The organism is Formosa algae, from assembly GCF_001439665.1.
Taxonomy (GTDB): domain Bacteria; phylum Bacteroidota; class Bacteroidia; order Flavobacteriales; family Flavobacteriaceae; genus Formosa; species Formosa algae.
In genome coordinates this window covers 1-15,661 of record NZ_LMAK01000067.1, presented here as the reverse complement: position 1 = coordinate 15,661, position 15,661 = coordinate 1, and the positions used below count along the sequence as shown (strand labels likewise).

Genomic DNA, 15,661 nt, shown 5'->3' with positions numbered 1-15,661 from the left:
ATGACATCCAAATGCTTAGTTATAGGTCATCGTGGTGCGAAAGCCTATGTTGCAGAAAATACATTAGAATCGATACAAAAGGCATTAGATTTTAATGTAGATGGTATCGAAATCGATGTACATTGTTGTGCTTCTGGTGAGTTGGTCGTGTTTCATGATTTTACCTTAGATCGGATGACAAATGGTAATGGTAAACTAGAAGAATATACGCTTTCTGAATTGAAAGATTTTTTAGTAGATGGGCAATATAAAATTCCGACTTTAGAAGAAGTAATTCAGTTAATTGATAGAAAGAGTCTTTTAAATATTGAATTAAAAGGAAAGCATACTGCTGAAGCGACATGTCTTACTATTCAAGATTATGTAGATCATAAAGGTTGGGCGTATACCGATTTTTTAGTGTCTAGTTTTGATTATCATGAATTGGAAGATGCTTTTAAAACGAATAGACACATTCCGCTTGGAGTATTAACAAATGATAATATGGATGAAGCTTTAGCGGTTGCAGAAACCATACGTGCACAAGCGATTAATCCTAATTTTAAAATCGTAAATCGCGATAATGTAAAATTGGCTCAAGATAAAAACTACAATGTAAATGTGTGGACTGTAAATGATGCGGCCGACATAAAACGCATGAAAGCATATGGTGTACATGCTATTATTTCTGATACACCCGATAAAGTATGAAGCAACACGATGTAATAGTAATTGGAGGAGGTGCTGCAGGTTTTTTTGCCGCTATTAATATTGCCGAAAAACACTCTAACTTAAAGGTTCTTGTTTTAGAACGTGGTAAAGATGTGCTGGGGAAGGTTAAGGTTTCTGGTGGCGGGCGCTGTAATGTCACACATGCCGAATTTATTCCGCAGGAACTTGTAAAATATTATCCGCGTGGCGAAAAAGAATTGTTAGGACCGTTTCATCAATTCATGACAGGAGATACAATGGCTTGGTTTGAAGATCATGGTGTGGAACTTAAAATTGAAGACGATGGTAGAATGTTTCCAATGTCTAATTCCTCACAAACCATTATCGATTGTTTTTTAAATACAGCTAAAGCACATCAGGTTGAGGTTTTAACTAATTCTGGTGTAAAATCCATTACAAAAGATGGAGATTATTGGACTGTAGAAACAAATCATGAGAGTTTTACTTCAAAATTTGTGGTTGTAGCCACAGGAAGCAGCCCGAAAATGTGGAATCTGCTTCAAGATTTAGGACATACCATTTCCCAACCGGTTCCCTCGTTATTCACATTTAATATAAAAGATAAGCGTTTAAAAGATATTCCAGGTGTCGTGGCACTAGATGTTGCCGTGACTGTTTTAGATACCGATTTATACTCTGAAGGACCGCTCTTGGTAACACATTGGGGGTTAAGTGCACCAGCGATTTTAAAATTATCAGCCTTTGGTGCTATAGAATTGGCTAAGCGTAATTATAAATTTAATATAGAAGTCAATTTTGTAAAGCAAAGCTTTAATACGGTTTTAGACAATTTAAAGCAGGTTAAGTTGGATGCTGCTAGAAAGTCTGTATATAAATCGGCACAATTCGATTTACCCAAACGCTTATGGCAACAATTAGTATTGGCTTCAGATTTAACCGAGGAAAGTCGTTGGGGAGACATCAATAAAAGTCAGTTAGAACAATTAGCTGCTCAGTTAACGCAAGCCGTGTTTAAAGTAGATGGAAAAAGTACATTTAAGGACGAGTTTGTAACTGCTGGTGGAGTAGATTTAAAAGAAATTAATTTTAAAACGTTCGAAAGTAAATTGCATAGCAACTTATACTTAGCTGGTGAAGTAATTAATGTTGATGCTGTAACGGGGGGATTCAATTTTCAGAATGCGTGGACAGGTGCGTTTATTGTTGCAAAATCTATCACACAACAATTATGATAACGTATGTTGCTTTACTTCGGGGTATAAATGTTGCGGGACAGAAAAAAGTTCCCATGGCAGAATTACGCGCATTAATGAACGAATTAAGTTTCAAAAATGTCCAAACCTATATTCAAAGTGGGAATGTGGTGTTTCAAACTTCAGAGCAATCTTCCGCAGTAATAGAGAGAAAAATTTCAGAAGCTATTCAAAACACCTTTCATTTTGAAGTGCCCGTTTTGGTGAAAACGTATTCAGAATTACAAACTATTTTTGAAGTAAACCCCTTGGATAAAGCACAGTTTGAATCTACATATTTCACTTTGTTACATCACATGCCTTCAGAAGATGCTATAGAGACGGCTTCAAAAGAACAGTTTGTTAACGAAAGTTTTAAAATTACTGCTACATGTGTATATGTTTTTCCTGGAAACGGATATGGGAAAGCCAAATGCAATAACAATTTTTTTGAACGGAAATTAAAAGTTTCAGCAACCACAAGAAATTTTAAAACGATGCAGAAGTTGTTATCTTTGTGCTCAGATTTATAAATTCATGACCGAACAACAATTTATTCCTCAGCCTTACGATAATCAAATCTCAGAAGGCCAAGTATCTTGGGAATCGCCAAGTAATATTGCTTTAGTGAAATATTGGGGGAAAAAGAAACATCAAATTCCAGAAAACCCATCTATTAGTTTTACGTTAAATCATTGTAAAACCACAACGGTTTTATCGTATGCTAAAAATGAAGATCCATCAGCTTTTAATTTTGAAGTGTATTTAGATGGTGAACATAAACCTGATTTTCAGCCAAAAATTAAGACCTTTTTTGAACGTGTAGAAATCTATTTGCCGTTTTTAAAACAATTTCAATTTAAAATTGAAACATCAAATTCATTTCCGCATAGTTCTGGAATTGCATCATCGGCAAGCGGAATGAGTGCTTTGGCCTTGTGTTTAATGAGTTTAGAGAAAGAACTTCAGCCAGAAATGACTACTGCATTTTTTAATAAGAAGGCGTCATTTCTATCTCGTTTAGGATCTGGATCTGCGTGTAGAAGTGTTGAAGGCGATATTATTGTTTGGGGAGAAAATACTACTGTAGAAGCTAGTTCGGATTTATTTGGTGTAAAATATCCGCATGCCGTTCATGATAACTTTAAAAATTATCAGGACACTATTTTATTAGTCGATAAAGGTGAAAAACAGGTAAGTAGTACCGTTGGGCATAATTTAATGCACGGACATCCTTTTGCAACACAACGTTTTGCACAAGCACATGATAATTTAGCAAACCTGAAGCCTATTTTAGCATCAGGAAACTTAGACGACTTTATCTCGCTTATAGAAAGTGAGGCTCTAACGCTGCATGCGATGATGATGACAAGTATGCCGTATTTTATTTTAATGAAGCCAAACACTTTAGAGGTTATTAATAAAATTTGGGCGTTTAGAAAAGACACCGGATTACATATTGGTTTTACTTTAGATGCAGGTGCCAATGTGCATGTATTATACCCAAAAGCAGAAGCCAATGCAATTTTAGATTTTATAAAAAACGAATTAGCTAGCCATTGCCAAAACGGACAATACATTTGTGATGAAATTGGTTTTGGAGCGAAAGCACTTACCATATAAAATATAAATAAGACGTACTTATCCTTTATATTTAACATTTAAAACAGATTGGAAAAGGATACTTGTTGTGCGTAATCCCTTATAAAACAGCGATAGCGTTAAGAGTCAGTGGAATAGCGTTAATGGTAGTACAACGATTTATTGTGTAAATAAGTATATAAACAGAATTTAATTGTTAATTTTGCAGCAACAATTTGTAATTGTGTATACATGAAAGGACCTTTATTTTATTCTAAGATTTTACTTTTTGGTGAATATGGTATCATAAAAGATAGCAAGGGATTGTCTATTCCTTATAGTTTTTATAATGGTGCTTTAAAATTAATGGATACACCAACAGAAAAAACAATAAAGTCTAACGAAAGTTTAAATCGTTATGCGGCTTATTTAGCTACTATTAATCCAGATTTAGTGGTTTTTGATGTTGTAAAATTGAATGCAGATATCGATGCAGGTATGTATTTTGATTCGTCTATTCCTCAAGGCTATGGCGTAGGAAGTAGCGGTGCATTAGTCGCCGCACTTTACGATGAGTATGCACAAGATAAAATTACAGTTCTAGAAAATCTTACACGTGAAAAATTATTAAAGTTGAAAACCATTTTCTCAGAAATGGAATCTTTTTTTCACGGAAAATCTTCAGGTTTAGATCCTTTAAATAGTTATTTAAGTATTCCTATTTTAATTAACTCTAAAGATAATATTGAAGCAACGGGTATTCCATCTCAAAAAAGTGATGGTAAAGGTGCAGTGTTTTTAATAGATAGTGGTATTGTTGGAGAAACAGCTCCGATGGTTCAAATCTTTATGGAAAACATGAAGCAAGAAGGGTTTAGAAACATGATTAAAGATCAGTTTATAAAACATACCGATGCTTGTGTAGATGATTTCTTAAAAGGCGATGTTAAGTCGTTATTTAAAAATACTAAACAATTATCTAAAATTGTTTTAAATCATTTTAAGCCTATGATTCCACAGCAGTTTCACGACTTATGGAAAAAAGGGTTAGAATCTAACGATTACTATTTAAAACTTTGTGGTTCTGGCGGCGGTGGTTATATTCTTGGATTTGCTGAAGATTTTGAAAAAGCAAAACAAGCACTTCATGCTTATAAACTAGAAGTGGTTTACAATTTCTAGTAGGCCGAAGCCCATTTTTTTTAACTCCCTCTTTTTTAATTTATAGCTATGTTCTCTAGAAAACATAAACATATTTTGTTGAAATTTTTCAGTATGTTTTCTGTAGTACGAGGCTATAATGTACTTATGGTTGTTGTTGCGCAATATGTTACAGCAGTGTATGTTTTAGCGCACGAAAAACCAGTTCGTGAGGTTATTTTCGATCTTAATTTATTTATGTTGGTATTGGCATCTTCAGCAACCATTGCTGGCGGATACATTATTAATAATTTTTACGATTCCGAAAAGGACTTAATTAATAGGCCTCAAAAATCGATGCTAGATCGGTTAATTAGTCAGAATGTAAAACTCTCCTTTTATTTTGTACTTAATTTGCTTGCTGTAATTATGGCCAGTTATGTATCATTTAAGGCTGTTATCTTTTTTGCCTTATATATTTTCGGGATTTGGTTTTACTCACACAAATTAAAAAAAATGCCTGTTGTCGGGAATGTTACATCTGCCATTTTAACCATAACGCCATTCTTTGCAATTTTTATGTATTATCAGAATTTCGAGCACGTTATTTTTGTGCATGCGACTTATCTATTTTTAATCATTTCAATGCGCGAGTTAATTAAAGACTTAGAAAATATCCCTGGCGATTTGGTTCAGAATTATAAAACTATCCCTATAGCATATGGCGAGAACTATTCAAAAATTATGCTAACCGTGTTAGCTACATTAACATTTGTGCCAGCCTATTTCTTGCTTACAAGATTTGATATTGGCCACATGTATTATTTCTTTTATTTCACCATGTTTTTATTGGCTCTGTTTTTGGTGTTGTTATGGAATTCAGATTCAAAAAAACATTATTTAATTCTTCATAATATTCTAAAATTTATTATTTTTTCTGGTGTATTTAGTCTACTACTTATAGATGTAGATTTGGTTTTAAACCGCCTTTTTTAAAAGGATTTACATAAAAATAAGAAATCGTAAATTATAGTATATCTTTGCACAAAATAAATACATCACAATGAATAAGCAACAAGGCAGCAATAAAAAAGGAAAAGCTTCAGGACGCGGATCAGGAAATTCACGAAATACAAGTTATGCAAGAGGAAATGCGCCTATAAAAAAACAGGTTGTTACAAATAATACACCTAAGTCTGAACCAAAGAAATCGAATCCAGGCGATATTCGTTTAAATAAATATATTGCAAACTCAGGTATTTGCTCACGTCGCGATGCCGATATGCATATTTCTACAGGTTTGGTTTCTGTAAATGGTAAGATTGTTACCGAAATGGGATACAAGGTTAAACTTGAAGACGAAATACGTTTTGATGGTGCGCGTGTAAACCCAGAAAAGAAAGCCTATGTGCTTTTAAATAAACCAAAAGGTTTTGCTACAACTACAAGTGAAGGTAAAGGTCGTACCGTAATGGATTTAGTAGCAAATGCAACGTCTTCTAAAATAAAGCCTATTGGGCGTTTAGGAAGAAACTCTTTAGGGTTAATTCTATTTACTAATGATGAAGATGTTGCAAAAAAGTTTACAAACTCTAAAAATGGAGTACCTAGGTTATTTCATATCGAGCTGAATAAAAACTTAAAACATGAAGATTTTATAAAAATCAAGGAAGGTTTTAAAGTAGAAGGCAAGCTTGTAGCAGTAGAAGAGATAAGTTATATTGATAAAGGTTCTAAAAAAGAAATTGGTTTAAAGGTTAAAAATACAGGAAGTACAATAATCCGTACCATTTTTGATTATTTAAAATACGATATCGAAAAGATAGATTGTGTTAGTATTGGACAACTTACTAAAAAAGATATTCCTCGCGGACACTGGAAACATCTAACAGAACAAGAAGTTATTAGTCTTAAAATGCTGTAATTCAGTATTTAAAAGTTTTTGAAAAAAAATCGAAAAAAAGTTTTTTTTTCGATTTTTTATAGCACATTTGTATAAGCGTTTAGCTGAACATCATGAAAAGTGTTTCTGTGTTCGGGCTTTTGAAAATTAGGAAGTCATATTCAAAAGCTGCTTATCAGATGAGCAACCGAATTTTAGAGCTAACTTCCGCATACTCCATAATTAAAAGCCAACATGTGTATGGCTTTATTCCTACAACCCATAGTCAAATTCAGATTTGATAAATAGTTAACATAATAAATTGTATTATGCAGAATAGTCTGCGTAAATTATTTTTTTTAATTATTATATCATCAAATCATGAATACTAAATACATTGATCTAATAAATCAATCTTTTTATTTCCCACAAGAAGAATTTAAATTACGTAATAAAACACTACAATTTCACGATATAGATTTAATGAAATTGATAGAAGAATATGGTGCACCTTTAAAGTTCACCTATTTACCACAAATATCGAACAACATTTCCCGTGCTAAAGGATGGTTTGCAAAAGCTATAGAAAAGAACGAGTACAAAGGGAAGTATAATTATTGTTATTGCACAAAAAGCTCACATTTTAAACATGTGTTACACGAGGCTTTAAAAAACGATATTCATATTGAAACCTCTTCGGCTTTCGATATTGATATTGTAGAAAGTTTAAAGAAAGAAGGTAAAATTACAGATGAAACTTTTGTGATTAGCAACGGTTTTAAGCGTGCACAATATGTGACTAACATTGCTAGATTAATTAATGGAGGACATAAAAACTGTGTACCAATCATAGACAATTACGAAGAAATTGATTTGTTGTCTGAAGAAATTAATGGTAAATACAGTATCGGAATTCGTATCGCTTCAGAGGAGGAGCCAAAGTTCGAGTTTTATACCTCTAGATTAGGAATTGGATACAAAAATATTGTCCCTTTTTACAACAGACAAATTAAAGATAACGATCAAGTAGAGCTTAAAATGCTCCACTTTTTTATAAACACTGGAATCCGCGATAATGCGTATTATTGGAACGAACTATTAAAATGTTTAAAGGTGTACACGGCATTAAAAAAGATATGCCCAACCTTAGATAGTTTAAATATTGGTGGTGGTTTTCCTATTAAAAATTCATTGGCTTTCGAGTTTGATTATGAATATATGGTCGATGAAATCTTACACCAGATTAAAATGGTTTGTGAAGAGGAAGAAGTCGACGTGCCAAATATTTTTACAGAATTTGGTAGCTTTACAGTAGGTGAGAGTGGAGGAGCGGTTTACGAAGTTTTGTATCAAAAACAACAAAACGATCGTGAAAAATGGAATATGATAAATTCATCTTTCATTACAACTTTGCCAGATACTTGGGCTATAAACAAACGTTTTGTTATGTTGCCAATTAACCGTTGGCACGAAAGTTACGAGCGTGTGTTATTAGGAGGTTTAACTTGCGACAGCGACGATTATTACAATAGTGAACAGCATATGAATGCGATTTACTTACCAAAATATAACAAAGATAAACCCTTATATATTGGCTTCTTTAATACGGGAGCTTACCAAGAAACTATTGGAGGTTTTGGTGGATTACAACACTGTTTAATCCCGACTCCAAAACATATCTTAATAGATAAGGATGAAGATGGTAACATCACCACAAAATTATTTAGCGAACAACAAAAAAGTGAAGACTTACTTAAAATTTTAGGTTACAATGAGCTATAAAACGTATGCTGGAATTCCTGAAGATTATGCAAAATTAGAAACAGCTAAAATTGTATTAATTCCAGTACCTTATGATGGTACAAGTACATGGCAAAAAGGTGCAGACAAAGGGCCAAAAGCCTTTTTAGATGCCTCTGAAAATATGGAAACGTACGATATTGAGACACAAACTGAAGTGTACCAACAAGGTGTGTACTTGGCAGATGCGGTGACAGAAAACAGCTCGCCAGAAGCTATGGTAGATGCCGTTCATAAAATGACCAAGAAATATATAAAGAAGAACAAGTTTGTAACTCTTTTTGGAGGCGAACATTCTATTTCTATAGGGTCTATTAGAGCGTTTAATGAGTGTTTTAACGATTTAACGGTATTACATATCGATGCGCATGCAGATTTACGTAAATCGTACCACGGCTCGACATGTAATCATGCTTGTGCTGTTTACGAAGCGAGTCAAACAACCAATTTAATTCAAGTTGGAATTCGTTCTATGGATGTTAAAGAAACCACGGTTATGGATCCTGAAAAGACGTATTTCGCTCACGAATTAGCGGCTAACGAGTTTTGGATGGATAGCGCTATAGAGCAAATGACAGGGAATGTTTTTATTACATTCGATTTAGATGCGTTAGATCCATCTATTATGCCAAGCACCGGAACTCCAGAGCCAGGAGGACTATTTTGGTACGAAACCTTAGACTTTTTAAAGAAAGTTTTTGAAGAAAAAAACGTGGTAGGATTTGACATTGTAGAGCTTTGTCCGAACAAAAAAGAAAAATCTTCAGATTTTCTTGCCGCAAAATTGTATTATAAAATGTTGAGTTATAAATTTATGGATGAAAACATAGACGATGACTACGACAACACATTCGAAAGTAAAACACAAAAAAATAACACATCAAAATTCATAGAAGACGATGAGTACTAAAGGAGCAATTTCAAATTTTATAGAAAAATATTATTTACACTTTAATGCCGCTGCTTTAGTAGATGCTGCAAAAGGGTATGAAGATCAATTAAATAAAGGTGCTAAAATGTTAGTGTCTTTAGCAGGTGCGATGAGTACTGCAGAATTAGGAAAGATTTTTGCAGAAATGATTCGTCAAGATAAAGTACAAATTATATCTTGTACAGGTGCAAACCTTGAAGAAGATATCATGAACTTAGTTGCGCATTCGCATTACAAGCGTGTGCCTAACTATCGCGATTTAACACCTCAAGAAGAATGGGATTTATTAGAGAAAGGATTAAACCGTGTTACAGATACATGTATTCCAGAAGAAGAAGCGTTTAGACGTTTACAGGAACATATTTTTAAAATTTGGCAAGAAGCAGAAGCTAAAGGCGAACGCTACCTACCACATGAATATATGTACAAAATGTTATTATCTGGTGTGCTAGAAGAGTATTACGAGATCGATTTAAAAGATTCTTGGATGTATGCTGCTGCCGAAAAGAACTTGCCTATTATCTGTCCAGGTTGGGAAGATAGTACAATGGGTAACATCTTTGCTAGTTACGTGCTTAAAGGCGAATTAAAAGCAAGTACCATGAAATCTGGTATAGAGTACATGACGTTCTTAGCAGATTGGTATACAGCAAATTCAGAAAATGGTATTGGTTTCTTCCAAATAGGAGGTGGTATTGCTGGAGATTTTCCAATTTGTGTTGTACCTATGTTGTACCAAGATATGGAGCGTCCAGAAACACCATTCTGGAGCTATTTCTGTCAGATTTCAGATTCAACAACAAGTTATGGATCGTATTCTGGAGCTGTACCAAACGAAAAAATTACCTGGGGTAAGTTAGATATAGACACTCCTAAATTTATTATTGAAAGTGATGCAACCATTGTTGCTCCATTAGTTTTTGCTTATTTATTAGATATGTAACCCGTTATACAAAAGAATGAAACGCGTAATTGTAGACTACCAAAAATTAAATGAAGACATTTTAGATCTTCTTGTTGAAAAATTTCCTGATGGATATGATGATTCAGATATCATTTCATTTAGAAATGCAAAGAATGAAATTGTTGAAGCTGTAGAGGTTAAAACCGAAGACACGATTTACTTAGTAAAAGTAGGAGTGAGATTGGTTAAAGCCATGGAAAACTACATTGAAGACGATGAAGACGATGATGTTGCAGATGATGAAGCCAATGTAGACTTCGACGAAGTTAAAGACGAAGATGCAGAAGATGACGATAACGATTAAATAAAAAATAAAAATAACTTAAAATGAAAGTTGCTGTTTTTCAATCTTACACAAACGGATTATACACGTTTATGTTTGAAAATGGTGAGGATATGATTTTTGATGAGATTCATCCTCGCGCTTTAAAACAATTCGATTTAAAGCATGATGAAAGCTATATCGATCAAACCTTTAAAATTACATTCGTAGAAGTTTCTGCTAGCGACGACGATGTAATTTACAGAATAGATAGTTTAAAACTCGTGTCGTAAACAGTTTTAAAATACTATTATCATTTCAAGTGAGCTTTCACTTATAAAGCGACACTTAGGCTGTGTTGTCTTAAAATGTAAGCTATAAAACCTAAAAACGGTCTAAACAAATTCATGTTGTTTAGACCGTTTTACTTTGTATTGTCGTTTAATCGCGAATTTCCGACTTCATTTTGCAAACTAACAGACTTGCCTATTTGCTTTTTTAATAGTACTTCATATATAAATACGCCATATACGATAATATATTCAAAAGCAATTACCCATAAATTTTCTGTGTTGTCTGAACTGACATAAGCCAGATAACTAAATATTATAGTTACACTCCATACCAAAGGGAATTTATAGCTTGTAAACATAGATAAAACCAATAATAAACTCACGTACCAAGGATGTACGGTTGTGGCCATAAAATAATATAACGCAATTAGCAGTAGCATATTAACTAAAAGATTTTTCATGTCTTTTAATGCTGCTTTATAGGTGGTAATAGCAATATATAAAATAACTAACATAGCCATAATAGGACCAATAAGCTTTATTTTATTATGTCCCGTAATTGCAAACCCGATGCCTTTAGCAATGTTAAATAAGCTAGCATTAAACTCGAAATTTTTGAACCAAAGCCCGACAGTTTCTGCGTAGTTAGTAATAAATTCTGTGCTTACAAAGGGTAAGAAGAGAGCTATGTTAATAAGTCCTACTATGGCACAAAATAGAAACCCTTGTTTCAGTTTTAAATATTTAAAAATAAAGGGTAGAAAAATTAACGGAATTAATTTAGTGGCTACAGATAGCGAAAATGCAACAGCAGCCCATTGCCATTTTAATTTTTGCAACAGGTATAAACTCAATACAAGAAAGAAGAGCATAACGCCCTCAAAGTGTAAGTTGCCTGTTAGCTCTATAATAATAAATGGATTTAAAAAATACCAAAAGATCCGATTGCTTGGTAAATTGAGATGTTTTAAAAGTTTACTTCCAAAGTGTAGAATTCCAATATCTGCCAATATAATAAGTAAGCGCATAACAATTATTGAACCTAATATAGAGGAGTTTGCAAATACGGCAGCCATAAAATAACAAAACTGACTAACAGGCGGATAGTTGGTAAAATGGGAAGCGCTTAACGGTCCCATTCCGTTATACAAGATTTCTGCTTGCGGTATAGGAAGCTCTCCTTTGGCAAAGAAAAAGTCTGGAGTGTACAAATACGGATTATAACCCTGAAAAATCATACGCCCATCCCAAATAAAACGGTAGAAATCTTGAGATAAGTTTGGTGTTGCAACTAAAAAAATAAGTCTAGATATACATGCTACACCAATTAATTGTCTAGAATTTAACTGTCCAATCTTCACGAGTTTGTAACTTAACGCTCCTAACGACAAATACAGTATTATAAGTTTAACATACTCTGTTCTGATTAAATGATAAGCAAAAATATAGTTTATTGAAAAAATGAAAATTACAAGAAAAACGGTAATTGTTAACTTTATTTTAACACTTAATATTGTGTTCATAATATAAATGTGTAGGTTTTAATTTGCTGTTTATCAGTTAAATGTATAATTTATAACGTTTGAAATAACACGATGTTTTTGTCCGTTATACATGATAACTATCATAAATTAACTTATAATCATAGTGTAATTTTGTAAAGAACATTATAAATAATCATAATAAATAATTTTAAAATGAATATTTCACATATAGAGCATATCGGGATTGCTGTTGAGAATTTAGAAGAGTCTATTAAATACTACGAAGGTGTATTAGGATTAAAATGTTATTCTATTGAAGAGGTGGCCGACCAAAAAGTTAAAACGGCATTCTTTTTAGTAGGACAAACTAAAATAGAATTACTAGAAAGCACGTCTCCAGACGGACCAATAGGAAAATTTGTTGCTAAAAAAGGCCAAGGTATGCATCATATTGCATTTGCTGTAAACGATTCTACAGAAGCTTTAAAACTAGCGGAAGAGCGCGGCGTAACACTTATAGATAAAACGTCAAGAAAAGGTGCAGAGGGACTTAATATTGGCTTCCTTCACCCTAAATCAACCCAAGGCGTTCTTACAGAACTTTGTTCAAAAGAAAAATAGTTTAATAAAAAGACAAACAAAACACGTACTAATGGCAAATCAAGAAAAAATTAATGAGCTCATTGAAAAAAGAGCAAAAGCAAAATTAGGTGGTGGTGAAAAGCGTATCGAATCGCAACACGCAAAAGGAAAATTAACTGCGCGTGAGCGAATAGATATTCTTTTAGATGATGATAGTTTTGAAGAATTCGACATGTTTGTTACGCACAGAACAAAATCTTTCGGATTAGACAAACAAATATATTTATCTGATGGTGTGATTACCGGACACGGAACTATAGACGGAAGAATAGTATATGTATTTTCTCAAGATTTTACAGTTTTTGGAGGATCGCTTTCTGAAACATATGCTTTAAAAATCTGTAAAATTATGGATATGGCCATGAAAATTGGTGTGCCTGTAATTGGATTGAATGATAGTGGTGGAGCACGTATCCAAGAAGGAGTAAGATCTCTTGCTGGATATGCAGAGATTTTTCAAAGAAATATAATGGCGTCTGGAGTTATTCCTCAGATTTCTTCAATATTAGGACCTTGTGCAGGTGGTGCTGTATATTCTCCAGCCTTAACAGATTTTACAATCATGACAGATCAAACTAGTTATATGTTTGTAACTGGACCTAAAGTGGTGCAATCTGTAACCGGAGAACAAGTGACTACCGAACAACTTGGTGGCGCGAAAATACATTCTACAAAATCTGGAGTATCTCATTTCTTAGCAGATAGCGATGAAGAAAATTTACTATTAATTAGAAAACTATTAAGCTACTTGCCTTCTAATAATTTAGAAGAAGCGCCAGTAGTAAATTGTACAGATCCTATAGACCGATTAGACGATGCTTTAAATAATATCATTCCAGAAAATGCGAATCAACCTTACGATATCGTAGATGTCATTTCTATTCTTACAGATAATGGTGAGTTTACAGAAGTACATAGAGATTACGCTCGAAACATAGTTGTTGGTTTTGCACGATTTAATGGACGTTCTGTAGGTATTGTAGCGAATCAGCCTAAATATTATGCAGGTGTGTTAGATTGTGAAGCGTCTAGAAAAGCAGCACGATTCGTAAGATTCTGTGATGCTTTTAATATTCCTATCGTCACTTTAGTAGATGTGCCAGGATTCTTACCAGGAACAGGACAAGAATATGCAGGGATTATTTTACATGGAGCTAAATTACTATTTGCTTATGGCGAAGCTACAGTGCCAAAAGTGACAATTACATTGCGTAAATCTTATGGTGGTGCGCACGATGTTATGAGTTGTAAACAATTGCGAGGCGATTTAAATTATGCATGGCCAACCGCAGAAATTGCAGTAATGGGTGCTAAAGGAGCAGTAGAGGTTTTAGAAGGGTCTAATATTAGAAAAATAGAAGATGCTGGTGAGAAACAAACCTATATCAATGAAAAAGAACATGAGTACAATACCAAGTTCGCTAATCCTTATGTTGCTGCGAAATACGGATTTATTGATGATGTGATTGAGCCTAGAAATACGCGATTTAGAATTGTAAGAGCGCTAGAATTATTAGCAAATAAGAAAGAGGTAAATCCGCCTAAGAAACATTCAAACATTCCGCTATAATGAGACATTTATTAACATTGATACAAGTCAAAGATGCACTTCCTGTAGATCCTATAGAGGAAGGATATATCGTATTAGTAACAGGTTTATTAATTGTGTTTGCAGGTTTAATTATTTTAACCTTATTCTTTAAATATGCCTTGCCTTTAATGCTTTACATATATAAAATTATATCTAAAGGACCAGATCGTAAAGTTTCAGATATTTCACCGAAACAGAACGAAGATTTTACTGGAGAGATAGCTGCGGCTATTTCTACCGCTATTCATTTGCATTTAAACGAACAACACGATCATGAAAATGCAATACTAACTATTAAACAAGCTCGTAAAATGTACTCGCCTTGGAGTTCTAAAATTTACGGCGTGTACAATAAGCGGTAGTTAAGGGGTAATTTTTGAATATTTAAAGACATTAAAACATGAAAAATTTCACATTCAATATAAACGAAAACAGTTACAGTGTTAGAATTGTTTCGCAAGAGAATAACATAATAGATTTAGAAGTAAACGGGACGAAATATTCTGTTAAAATGAAAGAAGAGTTGAAAACGGTAAAAACACCAACTCTTGTCCGTACAGCATCTAAAGCAGCTCCGGAACCAGTAAAGATTAAAAATCCGAGTTCGGGTTCTGGTAGTGTAAAAATAACAGCACCTATTCCAGGTATCATTTTAAGTTTAAATGTAAAAGTAGGATATACGGTAAAACCTGGCGATTTATTACTGGTATTAGAAGCCATGAAAATGGAAAATAATATTACGTCAGATAAATCAGGAGTGGTATCTGCAATTAATGTTTCCGTTGGGCAGCAAGTTTTACAGAGCGAAGTAATGATAGAATTAGAATAGGCATTAACAGACAAGTATATTTTTAAGAAAAATGTATTTCGACGTTCAAAAACACTAAAAAAATGAAGAAAGTAATATTAATATTTGGAGTGCTGTCGTTGCTAGTTTTTATAAGACCTGCTTTAGGATTAAGTTTTAGCTCTGCAACAAACACTACAGCAACAACTTCAGTATCTACTCAAGAGCACGATTCAGAACGTAGTTTTGTGTCTGAAGCCATTGGAGGTATTAAACAATTTTATCAATACACTGGTTTTGCAAATGCTGCCGGAGGAAATATCATCATGATTATTATTGGAATTGTGTTTATTTATCTCGGCATAAAATTCGATTACGAACCCTTGCTTTTAATTCCAAT

At 33.5% G+C, this 15,661-nt stretch carries 17 protein-coding genes and 1 pseudogene; 17 read left to right on the top strand and 1 reads right to left on the bottom strand.

What is annotated here, in order from left to right; translation table 11 throughout:
• The 12 genes from AST99_RS14105 to AST99_RS14050 all read left to right on the top strand — a co-directional run bounded on the left by AST99_RS14105 (position 1) and on the right by AST99_RS14050 (position 10,757).
• Positions 1-690 (top strand): glycerophosphodiester phosphodiesterase, encoded by a 690-nt coding sequence (locus AST99_RS14105; RefSeq protein ID WP_057782748.1) that lies wholly within the window; start codon positions 1-3, stop codon positions 688-690.
• Positions 687-1,904, top strand: coding sequence for a BaiN/RdsA family NAD(P)/FAD-dependent oxidoreductase (locus tag AST99_RS14100; protein ID WP_057782746.1), 1,218 nt, complete (start codon positions 687-689; stop codon positions 1,902-1,904). Before AST99_RS14105 ends, AST99_RS14100 begins: the two co-directional genes overlap by 4 nt.
• A complete protein-coding gene (locus AST99_RS14095; RefSeq protein WP_057782744.1) occupies positions 1,901-2,437 on the top strand; it encodes a DUF1697 domain-containing protein in 537 nt (178 codons plus the stop codon). The genes AST99_RS14100 and AST99_RS14095 overlap by 4 nt, the downstream gene beginning before the upstream one ends.
• 4 nt (positions 2,438-2,441) lie before the next feature.
• The gene (locus tag AST99_RS14090) at positions 2,442-3,527 is read left to right on the top strand and encodes a diphosphomevalonate decarboxylase (protein ID WP_057782742.1); all 1,086 of its coding nucleotides are present in this window, start codon (positions 2,442-2,444) and stop codon (positions 3,525-3,527) included.
• A 210-nt stretch (positions 3,528-3,737) separates the two neighbouring features.
• Entirely contained in the window at positions 3,738-4,667 is a 930-nt protein-coding gene (locus AST99_RS14085) for a mevalonate kinase family protein (protein ID WP_057782740.1), read from the top strand.
• 48 nt (positions 4,668-4,715) lie between these two features.
• Entirely contained in the window at positions 4,716-5,621 is a 906-nt protein-coding gene (locus tag AST99_RS14080; protein ID WP_057782738.1) for a geranylgeranylglycerol-phosphate geranylgeranyltransferase, read from the top strand.
• Positions 5,622-5,688: 67 nt separating this feature from the next.
• Positions 5,689-6,549 (top strand): pseudouridine synthase, encoded by an 861-nt coding sequence (locus AST99_RS14075; protein ID WP_057782737.1) that lies wholly within the window; start codon positions 5,689-5,691, stop codon positions 6,547-6,549.
• Between the two features lie 339 nt (positions 6,550-6,888).
• Positions 6,889-8,289: an arginine decarboxylase gene (locus AST99_RS14070; protein ID WP_057782735.1), complete on the top strand. Its 1,401-nt coding sequence runs from the start codon at positions 6,889-6,891 to the stop codon at positions 8,287-8,289.
• On the top strand, positions 8,279-9,217 hold the full coding sequence (speB, locus tag AST99_RS14065; RefSeq protein ID WP_057782733.1) for an agmatinase: 939 nt from the start codon (positions 8,279-8,281) through the stop codon (positions 9,215-9,217). Before AST99_RS14070 ends, speB begins: the two co-directional genes overlap by 11 nt.
• Entirely contained in the window at positions 9,207-10,181 is a 975-nt protein-coding gene (locus AST99_RS14060) for a deoxyhypusine synthase family protein (RefSeq protein WP_057782731.1), read from the top strand. The genes speB and AST99_RS14060 overlap by 11 nt, the downstream gene beginning before the upstream one ends.
• A gap of 16 nt (positions 10,182-10,197) precedes the next feature.
• Complete coding sequence (locus tag AST99_RS14055; RefSeq protein WP_057782729.1) at positions 10,198-10,506, top strand: hypothetical protein; 309 nt, start codon at positions 10,198-10,200, stop codon at positions 10,504-10,506.
• Positions 10,507-10,529: 23 nt separating this feature from the next.
• Positions 10,530-10,757: a hypothetical protein gene (locus tag AST99_RS14050; protein WP_057782727.1), complete on the top strand. Its 228-nt coding sequence runs from the start codon at positions 10,530-10,532 to the stop codon at positions 10,755-10,757.
• Positions 10,758-10,888: 131 nt separating this feature from the next.
• Here the strand turns inward: AST99_RS14050 and AST99_RS14045 are convergent, their stop codons facing one another.
• The gene (locus AST99_RS14045; RefSeq protein ID WP_057782722.1) at positions 10,889-12,280 is read right to left on the bottom strand and encodes an MptA/MptB family glycosyltransferase; all 1,392 of its coding nucleotides are present in this window, start codon (positions 12,278-12,280) and stop codon (positions 10,889-10,891) included.
• Positions 12,281-12,454: 174 nt separating this feature from the next.
• Here AST99_RS14045 and mce point away from each other — a divergent pair, with 174 nt between their 5' ends.
• The 5 genes and pseudogenes from mce to AST99_RS14020 form a co-directional block, all read left to right on the top strand.
• Entirely contained in the window at positions 12,455-12,862 is a 408-nt protein-coding gene (gene mce, locus AST99_RS14040; RefSeq protein WP_057782720.1) for a methylmalonyl-CoA epimerase, read from the top strand.
• Positions 12,863-12,893: 31 nt separating this feature from the next.
• Positions 12,894-14,453, top strand: coding sequence for an acyl-CoA carboxylase subunit beta (locus tag AST99_RS14035; protein WP_057782718.1), 1,560 nt, complete (start codon positions 12,894-12,896; stop codon positions 14,451-14,453).
• Positions 14,453-14,836 (top strand): OadG family protein, encoded by a 384-nt coding sequence (locus AST99_RS14030; protein WP_057782717.1) that lies wholly within the window; start codon positions 14,453-14,455, stop codon positions 14,834-14,836. Before AST99_RS14035 ends, AST99_RS14030 begins: the two co-directional genes overlap by 1 nt.
• A 38-nt stretch (positions 14,837-14,874) precedes the next feature.
• Entirely contained in the window at positions 14,875-15,303 is a 429-nt protein-coding gene (locus AST99_RS14025; protein WP_057782715.1) for a biotin/lipoyl-containing protein, read from the top strand.
• A gap of 62 nt (positions 15,304-15,365) precedes the next feature.
• A pseudogene (locus AST99_RS14020) lies at positions 15,366-15,661 on the top strand (glutaconyl-CoA decarboxylase subunit beta); the annotation flags it as partial.

Excerpts from the sequence above, each read along its gene's own strand:
- AST99_RS14105 (WP_057782748.1), top strand. The coding sequence starts at position 1 with ATGACATCCAAATGCTTAGTTATAGGTCATCGTGGTGCGAAAGCCTAT.
- AST99_RS14100 (WP_057782746.1), top strand. The coding sequence starts at position 687 with ATGAAGCAACACGATGTAATAGTAATTGGAGGAGGTGCTGCAGGTTTT.
- AST99_RS14095 (WP_057782744.1), top strand. The coding sequence starts at position 1,901 with ATGATAACGTATGTTGCTTTACTTCGGGGTATAAATGTTGCGGGACAG.
- AST99_RS14090 (WP_057782742.1), top strand. The coding sequence starts at position 2,442 with ATGACCGAACAACAATTTATTCCTCAGCCTTACGATAATCAAATCTCA.
- AST99_RS14085 (WP_057782740.1), top strand. The coding sequence starts at position 3,738 with ATGAAAGGACCTTTATTTTATTCTAAGATTTTACTTTTTGGTGAATAT.
- AST99_RS14080 (WP_057782738.1), top strand. The coding sequence starts at position 4,716 with ATGTTCTCTAGAAAACATAAACATATTTTGTTGAAATTTTTCAGTATG.
- AST99_RS14075 (WP_057782737.1), top strand. The coding sequence starts at position 5,689 with ATGAATAAGCAACAAGGCAGCAATAAAAAAGGAAAAGCTTCAGGACGC.
- AST99_RS14070 (WP_057782735.1), top strand. The coding sequence starts at position 6,889 with ATGAATACTAAATACATTGATCTAATAAATCAATCTTTTTATTTCCCA.
- speB (WP_057782733.1), top strand. The coding sequence starts at position 8,279 with ATGAGCTATAAAACGTATGCTGGAATTCCTGAAGATTATGCAAAATTA.
- AST99_RS14060 (WP_057782731.1), top strand. The coding sequence starts at position 9,207 with ATGAGTACTAAAGGAGCAATTTCAAATTTTATAGAAAAATATTATTTA.
- AST99_RS14055 (WP_057782729.1), top strand. The coding sequence starts at position 10,198 with ATGAAACGCGTAATTGTAGACTACCAAAAATTAAATGAAGACATTTTA.
- AST99_RS14050 (WP_057782727.1), top strand. The coding sequence starts at position 10,530 with ATGAAAGTTGCTGTTTTTCAATCTTACACAAACGGATTATACACGTTT.
- AST99_RS14045 (WP_057782722.1), bottom strand. The coding sequence starts at position 12,280 with ATGAACACAATATTAAGTGTTAAAATAAAGTTAACAATTACCGTTTTT.
- mce (WP_057782720.1), top strand. The coding sequence starts at position 12,455 with ATGAATATTTCACATATAGAGCATATCGGGATTGCTGTTGAGAATTTA.
- AST99_RS14035 (WP_057782718.1), top strand. The coding sequence starts at position 12,894 with ATGGCAAATCAAGAAAAAATTAATGAGCTCATTGAAAAAAGAGCAAAA.
- AST99_RS14030 (WP_057782717.1), top strand. The coding sequence starts at position 14,453 with ATGAGACATTTATTAACATTGATACAAGTCAAAGATGCACTTCCTGTA.
- AST99_RS14025 (WP_057782715.1), top strand. The coding sequence starts at position 14,875 with ATGAAAAATTTCACATTCAATATAAACGAAAACAGTTACAGTGTTAGA.